Source organism: Aeromicrobium sp. (genome assembly GCF_032084975.1).
Taxonomy (GTDB): domain Bacteria; phylum Actinomycetota; class Actinomycetes; order Propionibacteriales; family Nocardioidaceae; genus Aeromicrobium.
Map to the genome: position 1 here is coordinate 1 of NZ_DAMDLR010000014.1, position 24,724 is coordinate 24,724.

23 protein-coding genes and 1 pseudogene are annotated in these 24,724 nt (G+C 69.7%); 10 read left to right on the forward strand and 14 right to left on the reverse strand.

Features of this window, described 5'->3' with window-relative positions:
* A pseudogene (locus RT323_RS05405) lies at nt 1-690 on the forward strand (hypothetical protein); the annotation flags it as partial.
* Between the two features lie 22 nt (nt 691-712).
* Here RT323_RS05405 and RT323_RS05410 read toward each other — a convergent pair.
* Nucleotides 713-1,075: an Lsr2 family protein gene (locus tag RT323_RS05410; protein WP_313405668.1), complete on the reverse strand. Its 363-nt coding sequence runs from the start codon at nt 1,073-1,075 to the stop codon at nt 713-715.
* Between the two features lie 142 nt (nt 1,076-1,217).
* On the opposite strand from RT323_RS05410, the gene RT323_RS05415 reads away from it, so the two are divergent.
* Nucleotides 1,218-2,585, forward strand: a complete 1,368-nt coding sequence (locus RT323_RS05415) for a CHAP domain-containing protein (protein WP_313405670.1) — start codon at nt 1,218-1,220, stop codon at nt 2,583-2,585.
* Nucleotide 2,586: 1 nt separating this feature from the next.
* Here the strand turns inward: RT323_RS05415 and RT323_RS05420 are convergent, their stop codons facing one another.
* Complete coding sequence (locus tag RT323_RS05420; RefSeq protein WP_313405671.1) at nt 2,587-3,327, reverse strand: 3-keto-5-aminohexanoate cleavage protein; 741 nt, start codon at nt 3,325-3,327, stop codon at nt 2,587-2,589.
* A gap of 4 nt (nt 3,328-3,331) precedes the next feature.
* Complete coding sequence (ndk, locus tag RT323_RS05425) at nt 3,332-3,739, reverse strand: nucleoside-diphosphate kinase (RefSeq protein WP_313405672.1); 408 nt, start codon at nt 3,737-3,739, stop codon at nt 3,332-3,334.
* A 38-nt stretch (nt 3,740-3,777) separates the two neighbouring features.
* On the opposite strand from ndk, the gene RT323_RS05430 reads away from it, so the two are divergent.
* The 5 genes from RT323_RS05430 (at nt 3,778) to RT323_RS05450 (ending at nt 9,794) form a co-directional block, all read left to right on the forward strand.
* On the forward strand, nt 3,778-5,454 hold the full coding sequence (locus tag RT323_RS05430; RefSeq protein ID WP_313405674.1) for an alpha-amylase family glycosyl hydrolase: 1,677 nt from the start codon (nt 3,778-3,780) through the stop codon (nt 5,452-5,454).
* Nucleotides 5,455-5,573: 119 nt separating this feature from the next.
* The gene (locus RT323_RS05435; RefSeq protein WP_313405675.1) at nt 5,574-6,860 is read left to right on the forward strand and encodes an ABC transporter substrate-binding protein; all 1,287 of its coding nucleotides are present in this window, start codon (nt 5,574-5,576) and stop codon (nt 6,858-6,860) included.
* Nucleotides 6,857-7,780, forward strand: coding sequence for a sugar ABC transporter permease (locus tag RT323_RS05440; RefSeq protein WP_313405677.1), 924 nt, complete (start codon nt 6,857-6,859; stop codon nt 7,778-7,780). Before RT323_RS05435 ends, RT323_RS05440 begins: the two co-directional genes overlap by 4 nt.
* On the forward strand, nt 7,780-8,619 hold the full coding sequence (locus RT323_RS05445) for a carbohydrate ABC transporter permease (RefSeq protein ID WP_313405678.1): 840 nt from the start codon (nt 7,780-7,782) through the stop codon (nt 8,617-8,619). Before RT323_RS05440 ends, RT323_RS05445 begins: the two co-directional genes overlap by 1 nt.
* An 11-nt stretch (nt 8,620-8,630) precedes the next feature.
* On the forward strand, nt 8,631-9,794 hold the full coding sequence (locus RT323_RS05450; protein ID WP_313405680.1) for a sn-glycerol-3-phosphate ABC transporter ATP-binding protein UgpC: 1,164 nt from the start codon (nt 8,631-8,633) through the stop codon (nt 9,792-9,794).
* Between the two features lie 21 nt (nt 9,795-9,815).
* On the opposite strand, the gene RT323_RS05455 is transcribed toward RT323_RS05450, so the two are convergent.
* Genes RT323_RS05455 through RT323_RS05470 form a run of 4 tightly spaced genes read right to left on the reverse strand, consistent with a single transcriptional unit; the run spans nt 9,816 to nt 13,079 of the window.
* On the reverse strand, nt 9,816-10,679 hold the full coding sequence (locus RT323_RS05455) for a chromosome partitioning protein ParB (protein WP_313405682.1): 864 nt from the start codon (nt 10,677-10,679) through the stop codon (nt 9,816-9,818).
* Nucleotides 10,672-11,343 carry a metallophosphoesterase gene (locus RT323_RS05460; RefSeq protein ID WP_313405683.1) on the reverse strand — a complete coding sequence of 224 codons (672 nt, stop codon included), beginning with the start codon at nt 11,341-11,343 and terminating at the stop codon, nt 10,672-10,674. The genes RT323_RS05455 and RT323_RS05460 overlap by 8 nt, the downstream gene beginning before the upstream one ends.
* A gap of 54 nt (nt 11,344-11,397) precedes the next feature.
* Nucleotides 11,398-11,733 (reverse strand): DUF4233 domain-containing protein, encoded by a 336-nt coding sequence (locus RT323_RS05465; RefSeq protein ID WP_313405684.1) that lies wholly within the window; start codon nt 11,731-11,733, stop codon nt 11,398-11,400.
* Nucleotides 11,730-13,079 (reverse strand): folylpolyglutamate synthase/dihydrofolate synthase family protein, encoded by a 1,350-nt coding sequence (locus RT323_RS05470; protein WP_313405686.1) that lies wholly within the window; start codon nt 13,077-13,079, stop codon nt 11,730-11,732. Before RT323_RS05470 ends, RT323_RS05465 begins: the two co-directional genes overlap by 4 nt.
* Before the next feature lie 160 nt (nt 13,080-13,239).
* Here RT323_RS05470 and RT323_RS05475 point away from each other — a divergent pair, with 160 nt between their 5' ends.
* Nucleotides 13,240-15,366, forward strand: a complete 2,127-nt coding sequence (locus RT323_RS05475; RefSeq protein ID WP_313405688.1) for an MMPL family transporter — start codon at nt 13,240-13,242, stop codon at nt 15,364-15,366.
* Here the strand turns inward: RT323_RS05475 and RT323_RS05480 are convergent.
* Nucleotides 15,315-16,310, reverse strand: a complete 996-nt coding sequence (locus tag RT323_RS05480; RefSeq protein ID WP_313405690.1) for a GNAT family N-acetyltransferase — start codon at nt 16,308-16,310, stop codon at nt 15,315-15,317. The genes RT323_RS05475 and RT323_RS05480 overlap by 52 nt on opposite strands.
* 82 nt (nt 16,311-16,392) lie before the next feature.
* Here RT323_RS05480 and valS point away from each other — a divergent pair, with 82 nt between their 5' ends.
* Together valS and RT323_RS05490 are read left to right on the forward strand one after the other, a co-directional pair.
* Nucleotides 16,393-18,966 carry a valine--tRNA ligase gene (gene valS / locus RT323_RS05485; protein WP_313405692.1) on the forward strand — a complete coding sequence of 858 codons (2,574 nt, stop codon included), beginning with the start codon at nt 16,393-16,395 and terminating at the stop codon, nt 18,964-18,966.
* A gap of 160 nt (nt 18,967-19,126) precedes the next feature.
* Nucleotides 19,127-19,894, forward strand: a complete 768-nt coding sequence (locus RT323_RS05490) for a DeoR/GlpR family DNA-binding transcription regulator (RefSeq protein WP_313405693.1) — start codon at nt 19,127-19,129, stop codon at nt 19,892-19,894.
* A 1-nt stretch (nt 19,895) separates the two neighbouring features.
* Here the strand turns inward: RT323_RS05490 and RT323_RS05495 are convergent, their stop codons facing one another.
* The 6 genes from RT323_RS05495 to RT323_RS05520 form a co-directional block, all read right to left on the reverse strand.
* On the reverse strand, nt 19,896-21,053 hold the full coding sequence (locus RT323_RS05495) for a saccharopine dehydrogenase NADP-binding domain-containing protein (RefSeq protein ID WP_313405695.1): 1,158 nt from the start codon (nt 21,051-21,053) through the stop codon (nt 19,896-19,898).
* Nucleotides 21,054-21,109: 56 nt separating this feature from the next.
* Nucleotides 21,110-22,381, reverse strand: a complete 1,272-nt coding sequence (gene clpX, locus RT323_RS05500) for an ATP-dependent Clp protease ATP-binding subunit ClpX (RefSeq protein WP_313405697.1) — start codon at nt 22,379-22,381, stop codon at nt 21,110-21,112.
* A 95-nt stretch (nt 22,382-22,476) separates the two neighbouring features.
* Nucleotides 22,477-23,076, reverse strand: a complete 600-nt coding sequence (locus RT323_RS05505) for an ATP-dependent Clp protease proteolytic subunit (RefSeq protein WP_313405698.1) — start codon at nt 23,074-23,076, stop codon at nt 22,477-22,479.
* Complete coding sequence (locus tag RT323_RS05510) at nt 23,073-23,648, reverse strand: ATP-dependent Clp protease proteolytic subunit (protein ID WP_313405750.1); 576 nt, start codon at nt 23,646-23,648, stop codon at nt 23,073-23,075. The genes RT323_RS05505 and RT323_RS05510 overlap by 4 nt, the downstream gene beginning before the upstream one ends.
* A gap of 100 nt (nt 23,649-23,748) precedes the next feature.
* Nucleotides 23,749-24,222, reverse strand: coding sequence for an SRPBCC family protein (locus RT323_RS05515; RefSeq protein ID WP_313405700.1), 474 nt, complete (start codon nt 24,220-24,222; stop codon nt 23,749-23,751).
* Nucleotides 24,219-24,698, reverse strand: coding sequence for an SRPBCC family protein (locus RT323_RS05520; RefSeq protein WP_313405702.1), 480 nt, complete (start codon nt 24,696-24,698; stop codon nt 24,219-24,221). Before RT323_RS05520 ends, RT323_RS05515 begins: the two co-directional genes overlap by 4 nt.
* Between the last annotated feature and the right edge of the window lie 26 nt (nt 24,699-24,724).

Consider the following 24,724-nt stretch of genomic DNA (forward strand, 5'->3'; position numbering starts at 1 on the left):
CCGAAGCCGGCCGACGAGCGTCCTGTCCCGGCGCCGACACCGGTCGCCCTCCCCCTGCTCGGTGAGCCGGTCGCGCCGCGGGCGGACACCAAGCGGAAGGCAGCAGCCGACCCGTCGATCCGTCGCGCACCCGTCGCCCCACCGACGTCGACCAGCCCAGTCCCCACGGACTCGCGCGAGCAGCCCGAGCAGGACGAGGATCCCGGCTCCGCGCCGGTACCCGTGCCCGAGCCGGCTCCGCGGCCCAGCCCCGACCCGCGACCGACGCCAGACCCACGACCCACACCCGAGCCCGAACCGGAGCCCGAGCCCGAACCGGAGCCGGAACCGGAGCCCGAGCCGGAGCCCGCAGGCCCCCGCATCATCGACGTCGTCGAGTCGGACTCGCCCCGGGGTGACGGGTGGCGCCGGCTCACGATCCACCTCGCGGGCACCGTGCCGGGTGATCAGCTGCAGGTCCGGGGCTCCGGAGGCGCGCGTTATTGCGCCATCATCTGCCTGCCGGTGCCCGTGACGGGCACCTGGAGCGCTTCGTGGACCTCGTCGACCCCGCTCGTGCAGCGGGAGCTCGACGTCCTGCCCGACCGGGCGGTCGAGCTCACGATCACCCTGACCACGGTCGCCGAGGATGACGACCCGACGGACAACACGCGGTCGCTGACCCTCGCGCCGTCAGTCCGAGCGAACTGAGTCGCGGGCGCCGACAGCCGGGTCAGTTCACCTTGTCGTACGCGTCGAGGATCTCCTGCTTCACCCGGCCACGCGAGGACACGTCGTAGCCGTTGGAGTTCGCCCAGTCGCGGATGGCCTGGAGCTCCTCGGTGCTGCGGCCCGAGCCACTGCCACCGGTACGACGCGTGCTGCCGCTGGACGTGGTGCGCGATGGCGAGGCCTGCCGGCGCGCGACGTCCGTGTACTTCTTGAACGTCTTGCGGAGCTCGGCGACCTCCTTGGTCGTCAGGTCGATCTCGTACTGCGTCCCGTCGAGCGCGAAGTGGACCGTTCCGCCCTGGCCGTCCTCGATCTCCTCACCGGACAGGTCGGAGGAGAGGATCGTCAAAACTCGCCGTGCCATGTGAACAGCCTTCCGCTCAGAGCGCAGTGGAGAACATCCACCCCATGTAACCACAGGAGAGCGGCGTGATCGGGGACGATGCGCCAAGCGCATCGCTCCCGGAGGGGATGCACGAGTGACGGAAGTGATACACCCTGATGCCATGACTCGAGCAGGACGACGGTGGACCGCCGCCGTGGCCTCGGCGCTGGTGCCCGCACTGCTGGCGCTGCCGAGCCACGCCACGACGACCGACCCGGAGACGACGCCGACACCGGTCGAGACCACTCCCACCGAGACGGCCGAGTCCCCTCCCCCGACGGAGCCCGGGAGCGAGCCGACGACCGCGCCCACCACGCAGGCACCCACCACGCCCCCGAGCGCCGAGGCGCCCGCACCCCGCGTCATGGCCAAGCGGACCGCGCCGCGCGCCACCGCGTCCACCACCCGCAGGAAGGCGTCGTCCACCGGCCGATGGGTCAGCATCCGGCTCAACAGCGGGACCGACACGAAGGTCTACACCCGCGAGAACTTCTGGCTGCGCGGGAAGGTCCTGACGACCTCAGGCAAGCCGCACGCCCGCGCCAAGGTGAGGATCTACCGCGACACCAAGAAGGGGCGCACCCGGGTCGGCACCGTCCGCGCGTCGAAGAACGGGTGGTACAGCTGGTCGCCCGCGGACCAGCGAGGCGGCCGGTACCGCGCCGTCGTCAGCTCGACGCGCCACTCGGCGAAGATCGCGGTCAGGAAGACCTCCGGAACTCGCACCCTCGCCTCCCGCCAGAAGTCGCTGTCCTTCACGCTGGGCGCGCCCCGCTCGGGCATCCGACGCGTGGCGGCCAACCTCACGTGGCGCCAGTACGCCAAGGGGATGCTGGTCCAGCGCGGCAACCGCACGTGGCTCGTGAAGGGCGCGTTCGCCCGCAGGTTCCGGGCGCATGGCGGGCCCGCCGGCGAGCTGGGCGCCCCCACCGGCGACGTCCGCTGCGGCCTGCCCGAGAAGGCCTGCCTGCAGCAGTTCCGCACCGGCGCCGTCTACGTGAACCCGAAGGCGAAGAAGAAGCTGACCTCCGCGGTCGCGCCCAAGCTCGGCGCCGCCGACCTGGTCGCCGTGGCGCGCTCGCAGGTCGGGTACCGCGAGGGCAGCCCGCGCCAGAGCAAGTACAACCGCTGGATCGGTCGCACCGGCCCGCGCGACCCGTGGTGCGGCTTCTTCGTCTCGTGGCTGGCCCACGCCGCCGGCAAGCCTGGCGCGGTCCTGAGGAAGAAGTCGTTCCCGTCACTGCTGGCGGCCGAGCGCAAGCGCGGCCGCACGTCGGACAAGCCTCGGATCGGGCGTCTCGCGTACATCGGCTACTTCAGCAAGGGCACCGCGTCGCACGTCGGCATCGTGTCCAGGATCGAGGGCGACCACATCTGGACGATCGAGGGCAACGTCTCGTCGGGCGGCGGCATGGCCCACCCTCGCGGCGTCCACCTGGTCAAGCGCCACAAGTCGAACGTCGTCCTCTACGCCGACCCGCGGTACTGAGTCAGGCCAGCTCGTCGGCCAGCTCGCGCGCGACTCGCACGAGGGTGGCGTTGTCGGGCGCATCCTCGCCGCCCGGCAGGTGCAGGGTGTCCTCGAGGCCGATCCGGGTCTGCAGGCCCAGCCGCAGCGCGTGACGCAGGGCCGGCCACGCCGACTCGCCCTCGCCGTGCAGCAACAGTGGCATCTCGGGCGCGACCGCGCGCACTCCCCCGATCATCGCGCGGGCCAGCTCGATCATCTCGACCTTGTCGATCCCGTCAGGCAGCTCGACCAGCACCCGGCGCATCTCATCGCGCACGGGTGAGGCGGCCCAGGCCTGGACGTCGTCCATGGACCACAGGCCGGCCTCGACGCCGATCTCGCGCTCCATCAGCGCCTCGACGACCGCCAGGGAGCCGACCTCGTGCCAGTTCACCGATGCGACGTCCGGCAGCACCGACCACGCGTGGACGGCCCGGACGCGTGCGGCCGGATCGGGCAGCGCCCAGGCCCCCGTCGTCACGCTGATCGGCAGGCCGGGCGCGATCACCTTGGCGGCCGTGATGACGGCGTCGTGGGTGTCGGGGTCGAACGTGTCGAGGCCCTCGTCGTCCTTGCAGTGCAGGTGCACCGCGTCGGCGCCCGCCAGCACGACGGCGTGGACGTCGTCGGCGATCTGGGCCGGGGTCACCGGAAGCGCCGGATGGGCGGCCGGGAAGCGCGCGCCGTTGAGGCAGGCCTGGATCAGGATCGGCCCGCCCATGACGTCACAACCCCGGGAACCACAGGCTCATCTCGCGCGCGGCGGACTCCTCGGAGTCCGACGCGTGCACGAGGTTCTCGCGGTTCGACAGCGACAGGTCGCCACGAATCGTGCCGGGCGCGGCCTTGCGGCCGTCGGTGGCGCCGTTGAGCGCACGCACCACGTCGATCGCCTCGTCGCCCTCGAGCACCAGGGCCACCAGCGGACCGGAGGTCGCGAACTCGCGCAGCGGCGGGTACCAGGGCTGCTCGACGTGCTCGGCGTAGTGGGCGTCGGCCATCTCGGCATCGATCGTCCGGTGCTGCATCGCGACGATCCGCAGGCCCTTGGCCTCGTAGCGCGACGTCACCGCCCCCACCAAGCCACGCTTCACGGCATCGGGTTTGATGAGGACAAGCGTGCGCTGCGTCATGAGCACAACCTATCCCGCGCGCTTCTCGAGGAGTTCCGATGGTCGACAGCACTCGCACCCTGCCCGACGCCTGGTGGCGCGACGCCGTCATCTACCAGGTCTACCCACGGTCGTGGGCGGACTCCGACGGCGACGGGATCGGCGACCTGCCGGGCATCACGTCGCGCCTCGAGCACCTGGCTGAGCTGGGCGTCGACGCGGTGTGGATGTCGCCGTTCTACACCAGCCCGCAGAACGATGCCGGCTACGACGTCGCCGACTATCGCGACATCGATCCGCTGTTCGGCACGCTGGCCGACTTCGACGCCCTCGTCGAGCGCGCGCACGCCCTCGAGCTGCGCGTCATCGTCGACCTGGTGCCCAACCACTCCTCCAGCGAGCACGAGTGGTTCAAGGCCGCGCTGGCCGCCGAGCCCGGCAGCCGCGAACGCGCCCGCTACCTCTTCCGTGACGGCCGCGGCGACGGCGGCGAGCTCCCGCCCAACAACTGGCAGAGCAACTTCGGCGGCTCCGCGTGGACCCGCACGCAGAACCCCGACGGCACCCCGGGCCAGTGGTACCTGCACCTGTTCGACCCGACCCAGCCCGACTTCGACTGGAACAACCCCGAGGTGCAGGAGGAGTTCCGCTCCATCCTGCGCTTCTGGCTGGACCGCGGCGTCGACGGCTTCCGCATCGACGTGGCGCACGGCCTGCACAAGGAGCCGGGCCTGCCCGACGCCCCGTCCGACTACGACATCGCGACGCAGGCGACCTCGCTGCAGCCCATGTGGGACAAGCCCGAGGTGCACGAGGTCTACCGCGACTGGCGCCGCCTCGTCGACGAGTACCGCGTCGAGGGCGAGGACGCCGACCGCATCCTCGTGGCCGAGGCCTGGGTCATCCCCGAGGAGTCGCTGGCCAAGTACGTCCGTCCCGACGAGCTGCACCAGTCGTTCAACTTCGGCTACCTGATGACGCCGTGGAAGGCGAAGCACCAGCGCGAGTCGATCACGAACGCTCTCGCGGCGACCGCGGCCGTCGGCGCACCGCAGACGTGGGTGCTGTCCAACCACGACGTGCCGCGCCACGCCTCGCGCCTGGCGATCGACATCGACCAGCCGACCCGTGTGCTGGGCATCGGCCCCGACCACCCGCAGCCCGACAGCGAGCTGGGCCTGCGCCGCGCCCGTGCCGCCACCGCCGTGATGCTGGCCCTCCCCGGCTCGGCGTACCTGTACCAGGGCGAGGAGCTCGGCCTGCCCGAGGCGACGACCCTGCCCGACGAGGTCCGCCAGGACCCCACGTTCGTGCGGACGAACGGCGAGGACGTGGGTCGCGACGGCTGCCGCGTCCCCGTGCCGTGGCACGCCGACCAGCCCGCCTTCGGGTTCAACACCACGGGCGAGAGCTGGCTCCCGCAGCCCGAGGTCTACGGCGACCTGGCGCCCAACCGTCAGGAAGGCGTCGCCGGCAGCACGCTCGAGCTCTACAAGCGGCTCCTGACGGTGCGTCGCAAGCTGGGCCTGGGCCGGGGCGAGCTGCACTGGCAGGAGCTCGGCGAGGACGTGCTGGCGTTCACCAACGTGACCACCGGCGGGCGTCGCCTGCAGGTCATCACGAACTTCGGATCCGACCCGGTCGACCTGCCGCACGGTGAGCTCGTGGCGGTCAGCGGAACCCTTGACGAACACCGCCTGCCCACCGACACCACCGCCTGGATCATCCCCGGCTGAGAGCAAACCCTCACCTGGGACTTGCGGCTTCCGTCCGGCCGCCCTACGTTCATGTGAGCGGCGTCACATTTCCACAAGTCGCACGCCGCTCACTCTCGGGGGAAGGTCGGGTGGTGCACGTGAACTGGCGATCGAAGAAGTCCCGCCGAGGAATCGGCTTGGCCGCAGCCGCGACGCTGGTGGCGTCGCTGGCCGCCTGTGGTGGGGGTGACGAGGGTGGAGTCCCCACCATCAACCTCTTCGGCGGTGCGTCCGCCACCGGCTTCGACAAGCTGATCGAGGGCTGCAACGCCGAGGCTGACGGCGCGTACAAGATCGTGGGCAACCTGGTCCCCAGCGACGCCGACGGCCAGCGCGAGCAGTTCGTTCGCCGCCTCGCCGCCGGCGACGAGGGCATGGACCTGCTGGGCATGGACGTCGTCTGGACCGCCGAGTTCGCCGAGGCGGGCTGGATCATCCCGATGACCGACGAGCAGCGCACCGAGGTCGAGAAGGACACCCTCGCGGTGCCGCTCGAGACGGCGACCTGGAAGGACAAGGTCTACGGCATCCCGAAGCACACCAACGCCCAGCTCCTCTGGTACCGCAAGTCCCTCGTCGACGAGGTCGGCAACGGCAAGCCGCCGGCCACGTGGGACGAGATGTTCGAGATGGCGGAGAAGCTCAAGGCCGCGGGCCAGCCCCACGAGATCGGCTTCACCGGCGCTCGCTACGAGGGCCTGGTCGTCGGCTTCAACACGATCCTGTCGTCGTTCGGCGGCACGATCGTCAACGAGGACAGCACCGAGACCACGATCGACGACAAGACAGTCCAGGCGCTGGAGCTGCTGAACCGGCTCGCGACGTCGGGCCTGGCCAGCGCGTCGCTCTCGAACTCCCAGGAGCCCGAGGTCTTCGCCCAGCTGCAGAACGGCTCGTCCGCCTTCAGCCTCAACTGGCCGTACGTGCTCAGCGCGATGCGCGAGGCCAGCCCCGAGATCGCCGAGGACCTCGCCTTCGCCACCTTCCCGTCCGCGGTCGAGGGCGAGCCGTCCAAGGTCACCGTCGGCGGCATGAACTTCGGCATCAGCAAGTTCAGCCAGCACCCGGAGGAGGCGTTCGACGCCGCGATGTGCCTGCGCTCGGCGGAGAACCAGCTGACGCACGCACTCACCGCCGGTGAGCCGCCGGTCAACGAGACCGTCTTCGACGAGCCGGAGTTCAAGGAGGCCTACCCGCAGGGGCAGGTCCTGCTGGACTCGCTCGAGGCGGCCAGCTCGCGGCCGATCTCGCCGGTCTACCAGAACATCTCGACCATCATCTCGTCCACGCTGTCGCCGCCGTCGGGCATCGACCCCGAGGACACGGCCGAGGAGCTGGACAGCGCGATCAAGGACGCGATCGCCGGGAAGGGGATCCTGCCATGAGCATCGTCGACAAGGTCGAGGACGACAGCGCCGAGATCGCGCGCCAGCGGTTCAGCGAGGGCAAGAAGGCCGAGCGCCGCCTGGGCCTGATGCTCGTCGCCCCGGCCGCGATCCTGATGGTGGCGGTGACGGCGTACCCGATCGGCTACGCGATCTACCTGTCGATGTTCCGCGCGGACCTGCGCACCCCGGACGACAACAAGTTCATCTGGTTCGAGAACTACCAGACCGTGCTGTCCAGCGGCATCTGGTGGCAGGCCTTCGGGTTCACGATGCTGTTGACCGTGGTCAGCGTCATCTTCGAGCTGGTCCTGGGCATGGCGCTCGCGATCGTCATGCACCGCACGATCGTCGGCCGCGGGCTGGTCCGGACCTCGGCACTGGTGCCCTACGCGATCGTCACCGTCGTCGCCGCCTTCAGCTGGCGCTTCGCCTGGAGCCAGGACATCGGCTGGCTGGCCGGCGACAGTGCGCCGCTGACCGGACAGTGGAGCTCGTTCTGGATCATCGTCCTGGCCGAGGTCTGGAAGACGATCCCGTTCATGGCCCTGCTGCTGATGGCCGGCCTGGCACTCGTCCCCGAGGACCTCCTCAAGGCGGCGTCCATGGACGGCGCGAACGCGTGGCAGCGGTTCTGGAAGGTCACGGTGCCGCTGATCAAGCCGTCGATCCTGGTGGCCGTGCTGTTCCGCACCCTCGACGCCTTCCGCGTCTTCGACAACATCTACGTGCTGACCAGCGGCGCCAACGAGACGTCGAGCGTCTCGATCGTGGCGTACAACAACCTGATCAAGGGCCTCAACCTCGGGATCGGGTCCGCCATGTCGGTCCTGATCTTCATCACGATCGCGATCATCGCGGTCATCTTCATCAAGCTGTTCGGGGCCGCGGCTCCGGGCTCGGACGAAGGGAAGCGCTGATGAGCACCGCGATCGAGACGCCGAGGCGCAAGGCAACGTGGTGGATCGTCAACGCGATCGTCCTGGTCTACGCCTTCGTCCCCGTCCTGTGGATCATCTCGCTGTCGGTCAAGCCCGACGGGATCCTCAACGACGGCAGCTTCTTCCCCAGTGCGTTCACCACCGAGCACTTCGAGGCGATCTTCAAGAACGACGACTTCACCCGGGCGCTGATCAACTCGATCGGCATCTGCCTGATCGCCACCTTCATCGCCCTCATCGTCGGGACGATGGCCGCGTATGCCGTGGCTCGTCTGGACTTCCCGGGCAAGAGCCTCGTGGTCGGAGCGTCGCTGCTCATCGCGATGTTCCCGCAGATCGCCCTCGTCACGCCGCTGTTCAAGATCCTGACCAACATCGGCCTGTTCGACACGTGGCTCGGCCTGATCATCCCCTACATCACGTTCGCCCTGCCGTTGGCGATCTATACGCTGAGCGCCTTCTTCCGCGAGATTCCGTGGGAGCTGGAGAAGGCGGCCAAGATGGACGGCGCGACTCCGTTCCAGGCCTTCCGCAAGGTCATCGCACCGTTGGCCATGCCGGGAGTGTTCACGACGGCGATCCTCGTGTTCATCTCGTGCTGGAACGACTTCCTGTTCGCGATCTCGCTCACCTCCAGTGAGCGCTCGCGCACCGTGCCCGCGGCCCTGAGCTACTTCACGGGTGCCACGACGTTCGAGAAGCCCACGCAGTCGATCGCCGCAGCCGCGGTGGTCATCACCATCCCGATCGTCATCTTCGTCCTGTTCTTCCAGCGCCGGATCGTTGCCGGCCTCACCAGCGGCGCCGTCAAGGGCTGAAAGGAAACATCATGGCTGAAATCGTGTTGGACAACGTGGTCAAGCGGTACCCCGACGGAGCCCTTGCGGTGGAGGACTTCAACCTCCACATCGCCGACGGGGAGTTCATCATCCTGGTGGGCCCGTCCGGCTGCGGGAAGTCCACCACCTTGAACATGATCGCGGGCCTCGAGGACATCACCACCGGTGACCTCAAGATCGACGGCACCGTGGTGAACGACAAGGCTCCCAAGGACCGCGACATCGCGATGGTGTTCCAGTCCTACGCGCTGTACCCGCACATGACCGTCTACGAGAACATGGCGTTCCCGCTGACCCTCGCCGGCGTGGACAAGTCCACGATCAAGCAGAAGGTCGACGAAGCGGCGAAGATGCTCGAGCTCGAGGCGCACCTGGACCGCAAGCCCGCCAACCTCTCCGGCGGTCAGCGTCAGCGCGTCGCCATGGGCCGCGCGATCGTGCGAAACCCGAAGGCCTTCCTCATGGACGAGCCGCTGTCGAACCTCGATGCCAAGCTCCGTGTGCAGATGCGCACCCAGGTGGCCCGGATCCAGAAGACCCTCGGCACCACCACGGTCTACGTCACCCACGACCAGACCGAGGCGATGACGCTGGGCGACCGCGTCGTCGTGATGCGCGCCGGCAAGATCCAGCAGGTCGGCTCCCCCACCGAGCTCTACGACACCCCGAAGAACCTCTTCGTGGCCGGCTTCATCGGCAGCCCGTCGATGAACTTCCTGCCCGCGACGATCGACGGGGAGACGCTGAAGACGTCGATCGGCGACCTGCCCGTGCCGGATCGGGCGCGCGAGGCACTGCGCTCGGGCAGTGCCAGCCGCGACGTCATCGTGGGCATCCGTCCCGAGCACTTCGAGGACGCCTCGCTCGTCGCATCGGACGTCACCGGCGCTCGCGTCGACGTGACGGTCGACCTCGTCGAGCAGATGGGCTCGGACGTCTACGCCTACTTCACGGTCGAGGGCGGCGCCGACAACGCCGACCTCGCCGACCTGGCGAAGGACGCGGGCCAGGACATGACCGGTCAGGGCACGCAGGTCAACGCGCGACTCAGCGCCGAGTCCCGGGTGTCCGCGGGCGAGCGCGCCGAGCTGTACATCGACTCGAGCAAGCTGGCGATCTTCGACGCCGCCAGTGGCGAGAGCATCACCGACTGAGATCGAGAACGAGGAAGCGCGTCAGGTCCTGCGCCTGGCGCGCTTCTTCGTCTTCGCCGCGATCTGGCTCATGATCTCGCGGTCCCACAGGTGCTCGCGGATCAAGCGGTAGCGCTCCCCCGCCACCCGCATGTACGCGTCCGCCTCGGTCTCGTCCTCGCCCTTGAGACCGGCGTCGGAGATCAGCTCCATGACCGGCAGGTACTCCTCGTCGATCCAGCGGCGCGCCATCGCCTGCTTGTCCATCAGCTCGGCCTCGGCCATCATCCGGCGCGCGGCCCATGCCTCGACCATCTCGGCCAGCACGCCGTAGGCGTACGGCTCCGAGACCTCGAAGCGATCACGATGCGGCTTCTCGATGGGTACGCGCTGCAGGAACAGCTTGCGCCAGAGCTTCATCTCGAGGTCGGTACGGCGGCCGTAGTCGCGCGGCTCGAGCAGCGTCTGTACCTCGGTCACCTCGGCCTCGATGAGCTTGAGCCGAAGCGCCCGCGCGACCGACACGCGGTGGTGGCCGTCGCGCACGAAGTAGTAGTCGCCCAGCTTGTAGACGTCGATGGGCGGGATCTCCTCGCCCACCCGGCTGGCGCGGGCGATGCGCTCCCAGCGCGCCCGGCTCTTGTCCGACGTCGGCCGGAACCGCCGGTCGAAATCGCGCACCTTGTCGACCGAGCCGATGATCGCGTCGAGCGGGACGAGCTGCAGGCCCAACCGCCGCTCGCCGCGACGGCCGAGCGCCTCGACGACCTCGTCGAACGACAGGGCCCGGGCGGTGTCGTCGTGGTCACCGCGCAGGCGAGCCGCCAGGGCCGAGAGCGTCTGCAGGCGACGCGCCCGCATGAAGTCGCTCTCGGCGTCGATGCGCGGAGACCCGGACTCAGCCATGCTCGCCCACCCGCTCCAGGACCGGCTCGATCTCCATCAACCGGTACGGCACGACGTTGCGGATCGTCGTGTTGCCGACCGTGCGATCGGGCTGCGGCTGGCCGAACGGGTGGATGTGACCGTGCAGGTGCCACGTGGGCCGCAGCTGCTGGATCACGTCGTGCAGCGCCGTGAAGCCGCGATGCGGTCGGTCGTCGCCGTCGCCGAGGTCGCGCGGCGGCGAGTGGGTGAGCAGGACGTCGATGCCGCCCCCGCGCTTGCCCGCCATCTTGAGCAGGCGACGGGCGCGCTTGGTGAACTCGTCGTCGCTGTACTGGTTGGGGCCGTCGTTGTAGCGGATGCTGCCGCCCAGGCCGGCGACCCGCAGGCCGCCGATGTCGACGATCGACTCGTCCACGTTCGTGCAGCCGAGCGGCCGAGGGTCCGCTTCCGGCAGGCCGTGACCGGTGAGCCAGTCCTTGAAGCCCGAGTGCGGCGCCTCGACCTCGGGGTCGTGGTTGCCCGGCACGAACCCGACCGGGACGTCGAGCATGGACGACAGGAACTCGAGGTAGTCCCACGGCAGGTCGCCCGCCGCCAGGACGAGATCGGGCTGCATCCGCCTCACGCCGGCGTCATGGATCACCGGTGAGACCTCGTCAGCCACCACCAGGACGCGGACCATGCGTCCAGCGTACGTCGGTGTGCACGTGGGCTCACCTCGTCGCGACGCCCGGCCCTACTCCCCCGCGGCGGCCCAGCGGGCCTTGTCCGCCTCGATCTTGCGGCCGAGGAAGTACGCCCCGAGCCACAGCGCGAGGAACATCGCGCCGATGAAGAACATGATCGGCACGAGGAAGCCGGTGGCGATCGTGCCGACCTGGATCAGGTGTCCCGCCACGTAGGCCCACGGCTTGCGCAGCATCCCGGCGACCACGATGCAGGCGACGGCCAGACCGCCACCGATGAGCGACGCCACGGGGGCCGAGACGCCCTCGACCGTGATCATCACCGGGATCGACAGGCCCAGGATGATCGCCTGCAACGAGAGCATCGCGGCGCACATGTGCCTCATGCCGGGTCGACCTCGGCTCCGCGCAGCAGGGTGCGGGCCTCACCGACGGTGACGACCGAGCCCGTGACGATCACGCCGCCCGAGCCGATCGCGTCGCGGAACTCCTCGCCCGAGGCGTCCGCGAACGAGATGGCGCGCTCGAGGGCGTCGTCCAGGCGCGGCACGACGGTGACGCGCTCGGGACCGAACAGTCCGGTGGCGATCTCGCCGAGGGCGTCGGCGGCCAGCGAGCGCTCGGTGCTGTTCTGGGTGCAGATCACGTGCGCGACGGTGGGCTCGAGCTCGCGCAGGATCTCCTCGGCGTCCTTGTCGGCCATGATGCCGACCACGCCGATCAGCGGGTTGAACGTGAACTCCTCACCGATCGACTCGACCATGGCGCGCACCCCGTGCGGGTTGTGCGCGGCATCGAGGACGATCGTCGGGCTGCGACGCACGACCTCGAGCCGGCCGGGCGACGTGACGGCACCGAAGCCGGCGCGGATGAGCTCGGGATCGAGCTCAGCCTCGCCGGTGAACACCTCGACCGCCGCCAGCGCCAGCGCGGCGTTGCGCGCCTGGAACTCGCCGTGCAGCGGCAGCAGGATGTCCTCGTACCGGCCCTTGACGCCCTGGATCGTGAACATCTGGCCACCGACGGCCGCGGTGCGCGACTCGACCCGGAAGTCGGCGCCCTCCAGCACGAGCAGCGAGCCGACCTCGTTGGCGCGCCCGAGCATGACCTCGAGGACCTCCTCGGGCTGCGACGCCAGCACGGTGCGGGTGCCCGGCTTGATGATCCCCGACTTCTCGACGGCGATGTCGGCGGGTGTGTCCCCCAGGTAGGACGCGTGGTCGATGTCGATCGGGGTGACGACCGCGACGTTGGCGTCGGCGACGCTGGTGGCGTCCCACGCGCCACCCATCCCGACCTCGACGACCGCGACGTCGACCGGCGCGTCGGCGAACGCGGCGTAGCCCATCGCGACGAGCATCTCGAAGAAGCTCAGCGGGTGCGGCTGGGTCTGGTCGACCAGGTCCGCGTACACCGCGACGTCGGCGTACGCATCGACGAAGAGCTCGTCGGTCAGCGGCTCGCCGTCGACGCAGATCCGCTCGTTGATGCGCTGCAGGTGCGGGCTGGTGAAGCGGCCCGTGCGCAGGTCGAGCGCGCGCAGCAGCGCGTCGATCATCCGGCTGGTGGAGGTCTTGCCGTTCGTGCCCGTCAGCTGGATGACCGGCTGGGAGCGCTGGGGATCACCCATCAGCTCGCAGATGGCGCGGATCCGGTCGAGCGACGGCTCGAGCCGGGTCTCGGGCCAGCGCGACAGCAGGGCGAGCTCGACATCGGGGTAGGTGGGCCTCATCGGCTCCAGTATCCCAGTGCCGGCGTCATCGCATCCCCAAGCGCCGCGCGCCGTCACGCATGGGGACCGAGCGGCTACCGGGACGCATGGGGGAAAATGGTTCGAAACTCAGGGATTTCACCCATGGTCACCCTTGATCGGACGAGCGCAGACTGGACGAATGAATCGTCAGGTCGCCGGGTGGATCACCCATCGCTGGGCCAAGTGGGTCGTGCTGGCCCTCATGCTGGTCGTCCTCGCCGTGCTGGGGTCCTTCGGCTCCAAGCTCACCGAGGTGCAGAACAACGAGATCGCCGCCTGGCTGCCTGACGAGGCGGAGTCGACGCAGGTGATCACGAAGGCGGGAGCGTTCTACGACGAGGACACGGCCCCCGCGATCGTGCTGCTGTCCTCGACCGAGCCGTTGACGCAGGCCGACCTCGCCGCCGCCCAGTCGGCGGCCACGGCACTGGGCGACCTCGACGGGGTGCCGATCGGCGAGGTCGCCGGGCCCATCCCGAGCGAGGACGGGCTCGCGGCACAGCTGATCGTGCCGATGACCCTCGACGAAGAGGGCTGGGAGGACCTGCCCGATTGGATCGACGAGGTCGAGGACGTCTCCAGCGAGGCCGTCGCGGGCACCGACCTGCGCGTCGACGTGGGAGGCCCGGCTGCACTCGGCGCCGACCAGGCCGAGGCGTTCGCCGGCATCGACGGCGTCCTGCTGCTGGCGGCGGTCGGCGTCGTCATCGTGATGCTCCTGCTGACCTACCGCAGCCCGATCCTGTGGCTCATCCCGCTGTTCTGCGGCCTCATGAGCGTCTTCGCCGCCCAGGGGCTCGTGTACCTGCTGGCCAAGTACGCAGGACTGACCGTCAACGGCCAGAGCGCCGGCATCCTCAGCGTGCTCGTCCTGGGCGCCGGCATCGACTACGCCCTGCTCATCGTCGCGCGCTATCGCGAGGAGCTGCGCCGGTACGAGGACCGCCACGAGGCGATGGCCCACGCCCTGCACCGGGCGGCTCCCGCGGTGATCGCCAGCGGCGGCACCGTCGTCATCGGCCTGCTGTGCCTGCTGTTCGCCCAGATGAACTCGACGTCCGGGCTCGGACCTGTCGGTGCGGCCGGGATCACCGTGGCACTGCTGGCGATGCTGATCCTGCTCCCGGCGCTGCTGGTCATCTTCGGCCGCTGGGTGTTCTGGCCGTTCATCCCCCACTTCGGCGACCCCCAGCGCACCGACTCGGGTCTGTGGGCCCGCGTCGGCCGCTGGATCGCGCGCGGACCGCGCGTCGTCTGGGTCGTCACGACACTGGTCCTGGTCGGCCTGTCCTTCGGCATCGTGAAGCTCGACGCGACCGGCCTGACGAACGCCGAGGCGTTCACCACGACGCAGCCGTCCGTGGTCGCCGAGGAACGCATCGCCGAGCACTTCCCGGCCGGAGCGGGCGAGCCGCTGCAGGTCATCAGCAACGCCCCGCAGGCCGCCGAGGTCCGGACGGTCGTCGCCGGGCTCGACGGGATCGACGCGGCGTCCGTGACCCAGCCCCAGGTCGAGGGCGACCTGGCCTACCTCGAGGCGACCCTGGACGTCCCCGGCGACTCGGCCGAGGCGAAGACCGTCGTCGAGACGGCCCGAACGGCCCTCGACGACGTCGCGGGCGCCGACGCGCTGGTCGGCGGCAACACCGCCCTGAACCTCGACGTGCAGGAGGCCTCCTCGGCCGACAACCGGCTGATCATCCCGATCATCCTCGTCGTCGTCCTGCTGGTCCTCATGGTCCTGCTGCGCTCGGTGGCGGCACCGTTGATCCTGCTGGTGACGGTCGTGCTGTCGTTCGCCGCCGCCCTGGGCATCAGCGCGCTGGTCTTCCACTACGTGTTCGGGTTCGAGGGGGCGGACTCGTCGTTCCCGCTGTTCGCCTTCGTCTTCCTGGTGGCGCTGGGGATCGACTACAACATCTTCCTGATGACCCGGGTGCGCGAGGAGGCGCTCGTCCACGGTACGCGCCGCGGTGCGCTGATCGGCCTCGCGGCCACCGGGGGCGTGATCACGTCGGCCGGCCTGGTCCTGGCGGGCACGTTCTCAGCCCTTGCGACGCTGCCGATCGTGTTCCTGGCCGAGCTGGGCTTCGCCGTGGCGATCGGCGTCCTGCTCGACACGATCATCGTGCGGTCGGTGCTGGTGACGGCGCTGAACCTCGACATCGGCCGTCACATCTGGTGGCCCAGCCGGCTGGGACGGACCGACGGCGATCAGCCGCCGGAGCCTCGAGTGGAGGAGAAGTCCCCGGCCACGATCGCGTAGACGCCCGTGTCGGCCCAGGCGCCCTTGAACCACATGTCCTGGCGGAACCGGGCCTCCTCGCGCAGGCCGAGGCGCCGGCACAGCGCGACGGACGCCTCGTTGCGAGGATCGAGCTCGGCGACGACCCGATGCAGGCGCATCCGGTCGAACGCGACCTCGAGCAGCGCCGTGGCGGCCTCCTGCGCGTACCCCTTTCCCTGGTGGTCCGGGTGGAGCCCCCAGCCGATCTCGGCCGTGAGGTGGTCGGTGCTGCGCAGGCTCAGGTAGAGGTGCCCGACCATCGCCCCGTCCTCGCGCCGCTCGATCGGGATCTCCAGGTAGTCTCCGTCCAGCTCGAGTGCCGTGTGCTCGGACCACTCGGCCACCTTGGCGGCCATCTCCTCGCGGCCGCGTGGCTCGAACAGCATGAAGCGGGCGACGTCCTCGCGGGACTGGTACGCGTGGAAGGCGTCCACGTCATCGATGGTGATCGGTCGCAGCCGCAGCCGCTCGGTCTCGATCGGCTCGGTGAACCGGAAGGGACGGAAGCGCGACCGGACCTCGGGCACCTCCAGCATCCGGCGGGCGAGAGGAGCCAGCCGGGTCCCGAGGGCACGCGCCTCGGCACGGGTGAACCATCGAGCCTCGGCGATCTCCGCCGCCGCCGTGACCTCGCCGTCGAGGCGCAGGGCGAAGACGTCGGCCACGAGGTGGTGCCCGGGCTCGTTCGCCGCGTCGGCCTCGAAGCGTCCCCAGGTCACGAGGTCGTCGGGGTCGACGACGACGAGCAGCTCCTCGGCGAGCTCGCGGACGAGCGCCGGCACCGGCTCCTCGCCCGGCTCGGGCTTGCCGCCGGGCTGCATGAAGATCTCGGACCCGTGCTTGCGCACCATCAGGATCCGGTCCTGCGCGTCGGTCGTGAACGCCGCCACGACGTGGATCGTCGGCCGCTCGCTGTCACTCATCTGATCGCCTCCGGTCCTCATCCTGCTCGACCGGCCTTGGCGCGGTGCCGCAGCCCCGAGCGTCCACGTAGAATCGGGCCTCGTGACCACACAGAGCCGCGTTCCCGAAAAGCCCGTCCTCGAAGGCCTCGAGGAGAAGTGGGTGGGCGTATGGGCCGAGCAGGGCACCTACGCGTTCGACCGCAGCAAGACGCGCGACCAGGTCTACTCGATCGACACCCCGCCGCCGACCGTCTCCGGCTCGCTGCACGTGGGTCACGTCTTCAGCTACACCCACACCGACCTGATCGCCCGCTACAAGCGCATGCGCGGCTTCGAGGTCTTCTACCCGATGGGCTGGGACGACAACGGCCTGCCCACCGAGCGCCGCGTCCAGAACTACTACGGCGTGCGGTGCGATCCGTCGCTGCCGTACGACCCCGACTTCACGCCGCCGGCCAAGCCCGACCCGAAGAAGCAGGTCCCGATCAGCCGACGCAACTTCATCGAGCTGTGCAACGAGCTGGTCGTGCGCGACGAGCAGGTCTTCGAGAAGCTGTGGCGCACCCTGGGCCTGTCGGTCGACTGGTCGCAGACCTACACGACGATCGGGCATGACGCCCAGACCACCAGCCAGCGCGCGTTCCTGCGCAACCTGTCCCGCGGCGAGGCGTACAGCCAGGACGCCCCCACGATGTGGGACGTCACCTACCAGACCGCCGTCGCCCAGGCCGAGCTCGAGGCCCGCGACTACCCGGGCCACTACTACCGGGTCGCGTACCACCTGGCCGACGGCGAGAAGGTCTGGATCGAGACCACCCGGCCCGAGCTGACCCCCGCCGCGGTCGCGCTGATCGCGCACCCCGACGACGAGCGCTACCAGCACCTGTTCGGCACGACGGCCCGCTCGCCGATCTTCGGCGTCGAGGTGCCCGTCCTGGCCCACACGCTGGCCGACCCCGAGAAGGGCTCGGGCATCGTCCACTGCTGCACCTTCGGCGACCTGACCGATGTGCAGTGGTGGCGCGAGTTCGACCTGCCGAACCGCACCGTGATCGGCCGCGACGGGCGCATCCTGCGTGAGACCCCCGAGTGGATCGCCGGGGGCAGGGGCGACGACGTCTACACGGCGCTCGCCGGCAAGACCACCTTCAGCGCGCGCGAGGCGATGGCTGCCGCGTTGCTGGCCTCGGGCGACCTCGACGGCGAGCCGCAGGCGACCTCGCGCATGGCGAACTTCTACGAGCGCGGCGACAAGCCGCTCGAGATCGTCTCGACCCGCCAGTGGTACATCAAGAACGGTGGCCGTGACGCCGAGCTGCGCCAGCACCTCGTGGGTCTGGGCGACGACATCGACTGGCACCCCGGCTACATGCAGTCGCGGTACTCGAACTGGATCGAGGGGCTCAACGGCGACTGGCTCGTCAGCCGCCAGCGGTTCTTCGGCATCCCGTTCCCGGTCTGGTACCTGCTCGACGACCAGGGCGAGCCCGACTACGACAACCCGATCCTCGCCCCCGAGTTCGACCTGCCAGTCGACCCTGCGTCGCAGGCGCCGGCCGGCTTCGACGAGTCCCAGCGCGGCAAGCCAGGCGGCTTCATGGCCGACCCCGACGTGCTCGACACGTGGGCCACGTCGTCGTTGACGCCGCAGCTGGTCTGCGGCTGGGAGCGCGACCTGGACCTGTTCGAGCGCACGTTCCCGATGGACCTGCGTCCCCAGGGCCACGACATCATCCGCACCTGGCTGTTCTCGACCGTCGTGCGGTCGAACCAGGAGTTCGGCCAGGTGCCGTGGACGCACACGGCGCTCTCGGGCTTCGTGGTCGACCCCGACCGCAAGAAGATGAGCAAGTCCAAGGGCAATGTCGTCGTCCCCGACGAGATCCTCGACAAGTTCGGCGCCGACGCCGTCCGGTGGCGCGCCGCCGGCGCCCGACCCGGTGCCGACTCGCCGTTCGACGAGACCCAGATGAAGGTCGGCCGCCGCCTCGCGATGAAGGTGCTCAACGCGAGCAAGTTCGTCGTCGCGCCGGTCGACCAGTACGGACTCGGTGCCGATGCGTCGCTGCTCGACCCTTCGTTGGTCACGCAGCCGCTCGACCGCGCCCTGCTGACCGGCCTGCAGGAGGTCGTCGAGACCGCCACGGCCCACTTCGAGGCGTACGACTACACGTCGGCCCTCGAGGTGACCGAGAAGTTCTTCTGGGACTTCTGCGACGACTACCTCGAGCTGGTGAAGGAGCGAGCGCGCCGCGAGGACGAGACGGGACGGTCCGCCCAGGCCGCCTTCGTCCTGGCGCTCTCGGTGCAGCTGCGCCTGCTCGCGCCGTTCCTGCCGTACGTGACCGAGGAGGTCTGGTCGTGGTGGCAGGAGGGCTCGATCCATCGTGCCGCCTGGCCGACCGCCGACGATCTCGCGATCGAGACGTTCGACGCGCGCCTGCTGGCCGTGGCCGGTGAGGCGCTCGCGGGCATCCGCGGCGCCAAGTCGACCGCGAAGGTCAGCCAGCGCACCGAGGTCACGCACGTCGCCGTGACGGGCGACCGCTCGACGCTCGACCTGCTCGACGCCGCCCTGCCGGACGTCCGCGCCGCGGGTCGGATCGTGGGCGACGTCGTGACCGCCGAGGCCGAGGGCGGCCTCGCGGTCGACGCCACGCTCGCCGAGGCCTGAGCCGCGGTTGGGGACCGATCTTGTGCCACCTCGGCCCATATCTGGGCTGAGGGAGCACAAGATCGGTGGGCCGGAGGTCGAAAGATCCGTCCCCCTCCGGCGGACGTCGTAAACTCCCACGGAAAGCGACACGTTTCCACAGAGCCCTCCGGGAGGTCGGGTGTACGCCGCCGAGCGCCAGGTCCTGCTGGCCGAACGCCTCGCCCAGCACGGGCGCGTGTCCGTCAATGACGTGGCGGCCGAGCTGTCGGTCTCGACCGAGACGATCCGCCGCGACCTGGCGGTGCTGGAGCGCGCCGGCACCGCTCGACGGGTGCACGGCGGCGCGGTCCTGTCGACCGCGTACTCGCGCATCGAGGCGACCCTGGCCCAGCGCACCGGTGAGCGCCCCGAGCTCAAGGCCCGCATCGGTCAGGCCGCCCTGCGGTACCTGCCCGAGGCCGGCGGCAGCATCCTGCTCGACGGCGGCAGCACGATCGCGCACGTCGCCGACGTCCTGCCCACGGACCGGCGCCTGACCGTCCTGACGCACAGCGTGGCGATCGCCCACCAGCTGCTCGATCGCGCGGGCATCGCGCTGCACACGATCGGCGGACGAGTCCGCGAGGTCACCGGCGTCGCCGTCGGCCCGGCCACCGTCGAAGCGCTGGGCACCACCCGCGTGGACGTGGCCTTCATCGGCACCAACGGCATCGCCCCGACCCACGGGTTCAGCACCCAGGACGCGGACGAGGCGGCCGTCAAGCGCGCCCTGTTCGCGTCGGCCCGCACGGCCGTCGTCCTGGCCGACTCCACCAAGTTCGGGCCCGAGCAGGTCTTCTCGTTCGCCGACCTCGCCGACGCCGACGCGGTGGTCACCGACGACGGGATCACTCCCGAGGACCGGGCGACCCTCGAGGGAGCCGGCGTCGAGGTCGTCGTCGCCTAGCTCACTTCTCGACGCTGGTCGAGAAGTCGATCCCCGAGTTCTGCAGCCGGTTGATCAGCGCCGAGCCCATGGCGACGGCCGTCGTCGCCTGGCCCGAGACCTCGGGCAGGTCGTCGTACGCCAGGCACATCGCGGACTCGGCCAGCATCTTGGCCGTCTCGGTGTAGCCCGGGTCGCCGCCGCGCACGGTGGTGATGACCTTGGTGCCGCCACCCTCCCCCACGAGCGTCAGGGTGAACCACGAGCCGGCCCGCTGCTCCTCCGACGGACCGTCGCCGGAGGCCTTGACCTTCAGCATCAGCGACTTCAGCGGGGGGATCTGCGAGCCGACGGCCACGGCCGCGAGGACCGGCACCGCCGCGGCCATCATGCGGCGCGTGCGGAAGTGCGCGTAGTGCTCGTACGTGAAGTCGGGGCCGTAGCGCTCGAGGGCCCGCGCGGATCGCAGGACGATCTGCGGGTCGAGGGTGGGCAGGGGCACGCCGTAGCCCTTGACCGGCGGCTCCGCACGTCCCGGTGACCCGCCTCCGCGGATCCGGCGCCCGGTGGGGCGCCCCTCGCGAGCGCGTCGCTTCTTCGCCGTGGACTGCGAGCGGCGGAACTGCGAGATCTGGCCGATCGCCGAGTGGTACGTGCCGGCGGAGAACGTCGCCTTCGCGCGGATGTAGCCCTTGATCGTCAGCGGGACGCCCGCGGGCAGCTGGTCGATCGCGTACAGGACGCCCAAGTCGTAGGGGATGGAGTCGAAGCCGCACGCGTGCACGAGCCGTGCGCCGGTCGACACGGCGGTCTCGTGGTACTTGAGCCACATCTCGTCGACGAACTGCGGCTCGCCCGTCAGGTCGACGTAGTCGATGCCGGCCTCGGCGGCCGCCTTCACCGCGGGCTCGCCGTGCTCGAGGTACGGGCCGACGGTGCTGATGAGGACCCGCGTGTCGGCGGCCATCGCGGCCATCGAGGCGGCGTCGGTGCCGTCGGCGATGACGATCTCGGGGGCCGAGCGACCCGTGGCGCCGATGCGCGCCGCCACCTGCTCGAGCTTGGCGCGAGTGCGGCCGGCGATGGCCCACGTCGCGTCGGCCGGGAGGTGCACGGAGAGGTAGTCCGCGGTGAGGCCGCCGGTGAAGCCGGTGGCGCCGAACAGCGTGATGTCGACCATGGGTCGACGCTACCGTGAGGCGGCGGTGGCGCCACTCCCCCGCCCGGTGCCTAGGCTCAGCTGGCCTTCTTGTCGGCCTCGTCGCGCGTGACCACGCGGGGGCCGCCGTGACCGCGGACGGTGTCGGACGTGACGATCACCTTGGCGACGTCGTCGCGGCTGGGGATCTCGTACATGACGTCCTGCAGCGCATCCTCGACGATCGAGCGCAGGCCGCGCGCGCCGGTGTCGCGCTCGAGGGCCAGGTCGGCCATCGCCTCGCACGCGTCCTCGGTGAACTCCAGCTCGACGTCGTCGATCGCGAACAGGCGGACGTACTGCTTGGTGAGCGCGTTGCGCGGCTCGGTGAGGATCGACATGAGCGCCGGCTTGTCCAGCTTGTTGACCGCGGCGATCACGGGCAGTCGGCCGATGAACTCGGGGATCAGGCCGAACTTCAGCAGGTCCGTCGGCACGACCTTCGAGAGCTTCTCGGCGTCGCCGGCGTCCTTCTCGGCCGCGGCGATGTCGGAGTTGAAGCCGAGGGTCTTCTTGCCACTGCGCTGCTCGATGATCTGGTCGAGTCCGGCGAACGCGCCGCCCACGATGAACAGGACGTTCGTCGTGTCGATCTGGATGAACTCCTGGTGCGGGTGCTTGCGCCCGCCCTGCGGCGGCACCGAGGCGGTGGTGCCCTCGAGGATCTTCAGCAGGGCCTGCTGGACACCCTCGCCCGAGACGTCGCGCGTGATCGACGGGTTCTCGCTCTTGCGGCTGATCTTGTCGATCTCGTCGATGTAGATGATGCCCGTCTCGGCCTTCTTGACGTCGTAGTCGGCGGCCTGGATGAGCTTGAGCAGGATGTTCTCGACGTCCTCGCCGACGTAGCCGGCCTCGGTGAGCGCCGTGGCGTCGGCGATCGCGAACGGCACGTTGAGCATGCGCGCGAGCGTCTGGGCCAGGTAGGTCTTGCCGCAGCCGGTGGGACCGACCATGAGGATGTTGGACTTCGCCAGCTCGACGTTCTCGTCCTTGTTGAGCCGGCCGGAAGCCTGCGCCTGCACGCGCTTGTAGTGGTTGTAGACCGCGACGGCCAGGGACTTCTTGGCGCCGTCCTGGCCCACGACGTAGGTGTTGAGGAACTCGTAGATCTCGGCGGGCTTCGGCAGTTCGCCGAGGCTGACCTCAGCGCCCTCGGCGAGCTCCTCCTCGATGATCTCGTTGCACAGGTCGATGCACTCGTCGCAGATGTAGACGCCGGGGCCGGCGATCAGCTTCTTGACCTGCTTCTGGCTCTTGCCACAGAAGGAGCACTTCAGCAGGTCGGCGGTCTCACCAATGCGGGCCATGCGTAGTTCCTGTCGTTTCCGAACGGTCCCCCCACGATGCCACACGTGGGCGTCGTGGGGGACCCGTCAACGGTTGTTGCGTGTGAACGTGTCGCTCAGACCGGGGTCTTGAGAGTCTCGAGCACCTGGTCGATGATCCCGTACTCGACGGCGGCGGGAGCCGTCAGGATCTTGTCGCGCTCGACGTCGCGGCTGACCTCCTCGGCCGTCTTGTTCGACGCCTCGGCGATCATCTTCTCGAGCAGCTCGCGCATGCGGATGATCTCGTTGGCCTGGATCTCGAGGTCGGAGATCTGGCCGCCCGTGCCCTCGGTGTAGGGCTGGTGGATGAGGATCCGGCTGTTCGGCAGGGCGAAGCGCTTGCCCGGCGTGCCGGCAGCCAGCAGCACCGCGGCGGCCGAGGCGGCCTGGCCCAGGCAGAACGTCTGCACGTCCGGCTTGATGTAGCGCATCGTGTCGTAGATCGCCGTGAGCGCGGTGAACGAGCCACCGGGGCTGTTGATGTAGATGCTGATGTCGCGGTCGGGATCCATCGACTGCAGGCACAGCAGCTGGGCCGTGACCGCGTTGGCGACGTCGTCGCTGATCGGCGTGCCGAGGAAGATGATGCGGTCCTCGAACAGCTTCGCGTAGGGGTCGATCCGGCGGAAGCCGTAGGACGTGCGCTCTTCCCACTGCGGAAGGTAGTAACTCATCGAACGTCTCCTGCCGTCTGGACGATCTCGTCGATCAGTCCGTATTCCTTGGCCTGGACCGGGGTGAACCAGCGATCGCGGTCGGCGTCGGCCTCGATCTGCTCGACGCTCTGGCCGGTGTGCTGGGCCTGCAGCTGGTTCAGCTGGCGCTTGAGCAGGATCGACTGCTCGGCCTGGATCTTGACGTCGGATGCCGAGCCGCCGATGCCGCCCGAGGGCTGGTGCATCATGATGCGCGCGTGCGGCAGCGCGAAGCGCTTGCCGGCGGTGCCGGCCGCGAGCAGGAACTGGCCCATCGAGGCGGCCAGGCCCATGCCGACGGTGACGACGTCGTTCGAGATGTACTGCATCGTGTCGTACATCGCCATGCCCGCGTCGACGGAGCCGCCGGGGCTGTTGATGTAGAAGTAGATGTCGGCCTGGGGGTCCTCGGCGTTGAGCAGCAGCAGCTGCGCGCAGATCGCGTTGGCGTTCTGGTCGCGGACCTCGGAGCCGAGGAAGACGATGCGTTCCTTCAGCAGTCGGTTGTAGATGTGCCCGTCGAGGTCGGAGGGACCCGCCTCGACGGCCATCTGGGGGCTCATGGGTGCGTTCACGTCACCGACCCTAGACCGCGGAACGGACGCAGACACGTGGCCCGGGTGCTTGTTCGCCATCGGCGTACAGCGAGCGTCACGCCCGGGCGTGGACCTCGGCGTCGTGCCCGATCGCCGCGAGCGTGCGCTGCATCCCGGCGAGCAGCTCCTCGTCGTGGCTCTCGACGCCGCCGAGTGCGAGGGTCGCGACGACCCGGCTCACGAGGCTGCGGCGTCCACCGCCGAGGTCGCGGCGCAGGGAAAGGCGGGTGCCCGAGCCCTCCGGCTCGAGCGCGTAGCTCCATCGTGCGGCGGGACCGTAGACCCAGAACGCGAGCCGGTGCGGGCGGGCGACGTCCACGTAACGGCTCACGGTCGGCCACACGAAGCCCTTGCGCCGGTTGAGGTTCACGCTGACCTGCTGGTGCGAGAGCCGGCGCGGGAAGAAGAGCTGGACGAGCGTCTCGGGACTCCAGTGCCGCATGCGGCGCTGGTCCTTGAGCACGTTCCAGACCTGGTCGGGCGTCGCCGAGACTAACGTCGAGGCCAGCAGCGGCGGGACGCCGCTCACGCTTTTCCCGCGGTCGCCCCCTCGGCGGTGGCCTTGATCCGCTCGAGCGTCTGCTTCATGCCCTGCTCGAGCTCGACCTCGAAGTCGTCCGTGCCACCCAGGACGTACTTCGTCAGGAGGTTGGAGACCTTGGAGACGCCGTCGGGGGCGTGCCGGCTCTCGGTGACGCGCGTGCCGGTCGCCGTCGACTCGAGGTCGTACGACCAGACCGTGCCGTTCTCCGCGATCTTGAACGCGAACCGCTTGCCTGGCACGAACTCCTTGACCTTCGAGCGCGTCGGCCACAGCAGCGCGCCGCGCCGGTTGACGTTGAGCGTCGTCGTGCCGACCCCGACCGGTCCCCCGCCGCGGACGATCGACTTGCGGCACTGCGGACTCCACTCGGGCATCCGGGTCGGGTCGCTGATCAGCGCCCAGACCTGCTCGGGGGTCGCGTCGATCTCGATCGACGCCTGGATCTGCTCGCGGTTCGCCACGACGGTCCTCCTTGGTGCGGTCCTGC

Bases quoted from the DNA above. Each gene is read 5' to 3' on its own strand.
- clpX (WP_313405697.1), bottom strand. From the start codon at position 22,381: ATGGCCCGCATTGGTGAGACCGCCGACCTGCTGAAGTGCTCCTTCTGT.
- RT323_RS05415 (WP_313405670.1), top strand. From the start codon at position 1,218: ATGACTCGAGCAGGACGACGGTGGACCGCCGCCGTGGCCTCGGCGCTG.
- RT323_RS05430 (WP_313405674.1), top strand. From the start codon at position 3,778: ATGGTCGACAGCACTCGCACCCTGCCCGACGCCTGGTGGCGCGACGCC.
- RT323_RS05420 (WP_313405671.1), bottom strand. From the start codon at position 3,327: ATGGGCGGGCCGATCCTGATCCAGGCCTGCCTCAACGGCGCGCGCTTC.
- RT323_RS05480 (WP_313405690.1), bottom strand. From the start codon at position 16,310: ATGAGTGACAGCGAGCGGCCGACGATCCACGTCGTGGCGGCGTTCACG.
- RT323_RS05470 (WP_313405686.1), bottom strand. From the start codon at position 13,079: ATGAGGCCCACCTACCCCGATGTCGAGCTCGCCCTGCTGTCGCGCTGG.
- RT323_RS05455 (WP_313405682.1), bottom strand. From the start codon at position 10,679: ATGGCTGAGTCCGGGTCTCCGCGCATCGACGCCGAGAGCGACTTCATG.
- RT323_RS05445 (WP_313405678.1), top strand. From the start codon at position 7,780: ATGAGCACCGCGATCGAGACGCCGAGGCGCAAGGCAACGTGGTGGATC.
- RT323_RS05410 (WP_313405668.1), bottom strand. From the start codon at position 1,075: ATGGCACGGCGAGTTTTGACGATCCTCTCCTCCGACCTGTCCGGTGAG.
- RT323_RS05495 (WP_313405695.1), bottom strand. From the start codon at position 21,053: ATGGTCGACATCACGCTGTTCGGCGCCACCGGCTTCACCGGCGGCCTC.
- RT323_RS05460 (WP_313405683.1), bottom strand. From the start codon at position 11,343: ATGGTCCGCGTCCTGGTGGTGGCTGACGAGGTCTCACCGGTGATCCAT.
- RT323_RS05465 (WP_313405684.1), bottom strand. From the start codon at position 11,733: ATGAGGCACATGTGCGCCGCGATGCTCTCGTTGCAGGCGATCATCCTG.
- ndk (WP_313405672.1), bottom strand. From the start codon at position 3,739: ATGACGCAGCGCACGCTTGTCCTCATCAAACCCGATGCCGTGAAGCGT.
- RT323_RS05510 (WP_313405750.1), bottom strand. From the start codon at position 23,648: ATGGCCGTCGAGGCGGGTCCCTCCGACCTCGACGGGCACATCTACAAC.
- RT323_RS05505 (WP_313405698.1), bottom strand. From the start codon at position 23,076: ATGAGTTACTACCTTCCGCAGTGGGAAGAGCGCACGTCCTACGGCTTC.
- RT323_RS05475 (WP_313405688.1), top strand. From the start codon at position 13,240: ATGAATCGTCAGGTCGCCGGGTGGATCACCCATCGCTGGGCCAAGTGG.
- RT323_RS05450 (WP_313405680.1), top strand. From the start codon at position 8,631: ATGGCTGAAATCGTGTTGGACAACGTGGTCAAGCGGTACCCCGACGGA.
- RT323_RS05440 (WP_313405677.1), top strand. From the start codon at position 6,857: ATGAGCATCGTCGACAAGGTCGAGGACGACAGCGCCGAGATCGCGCGC.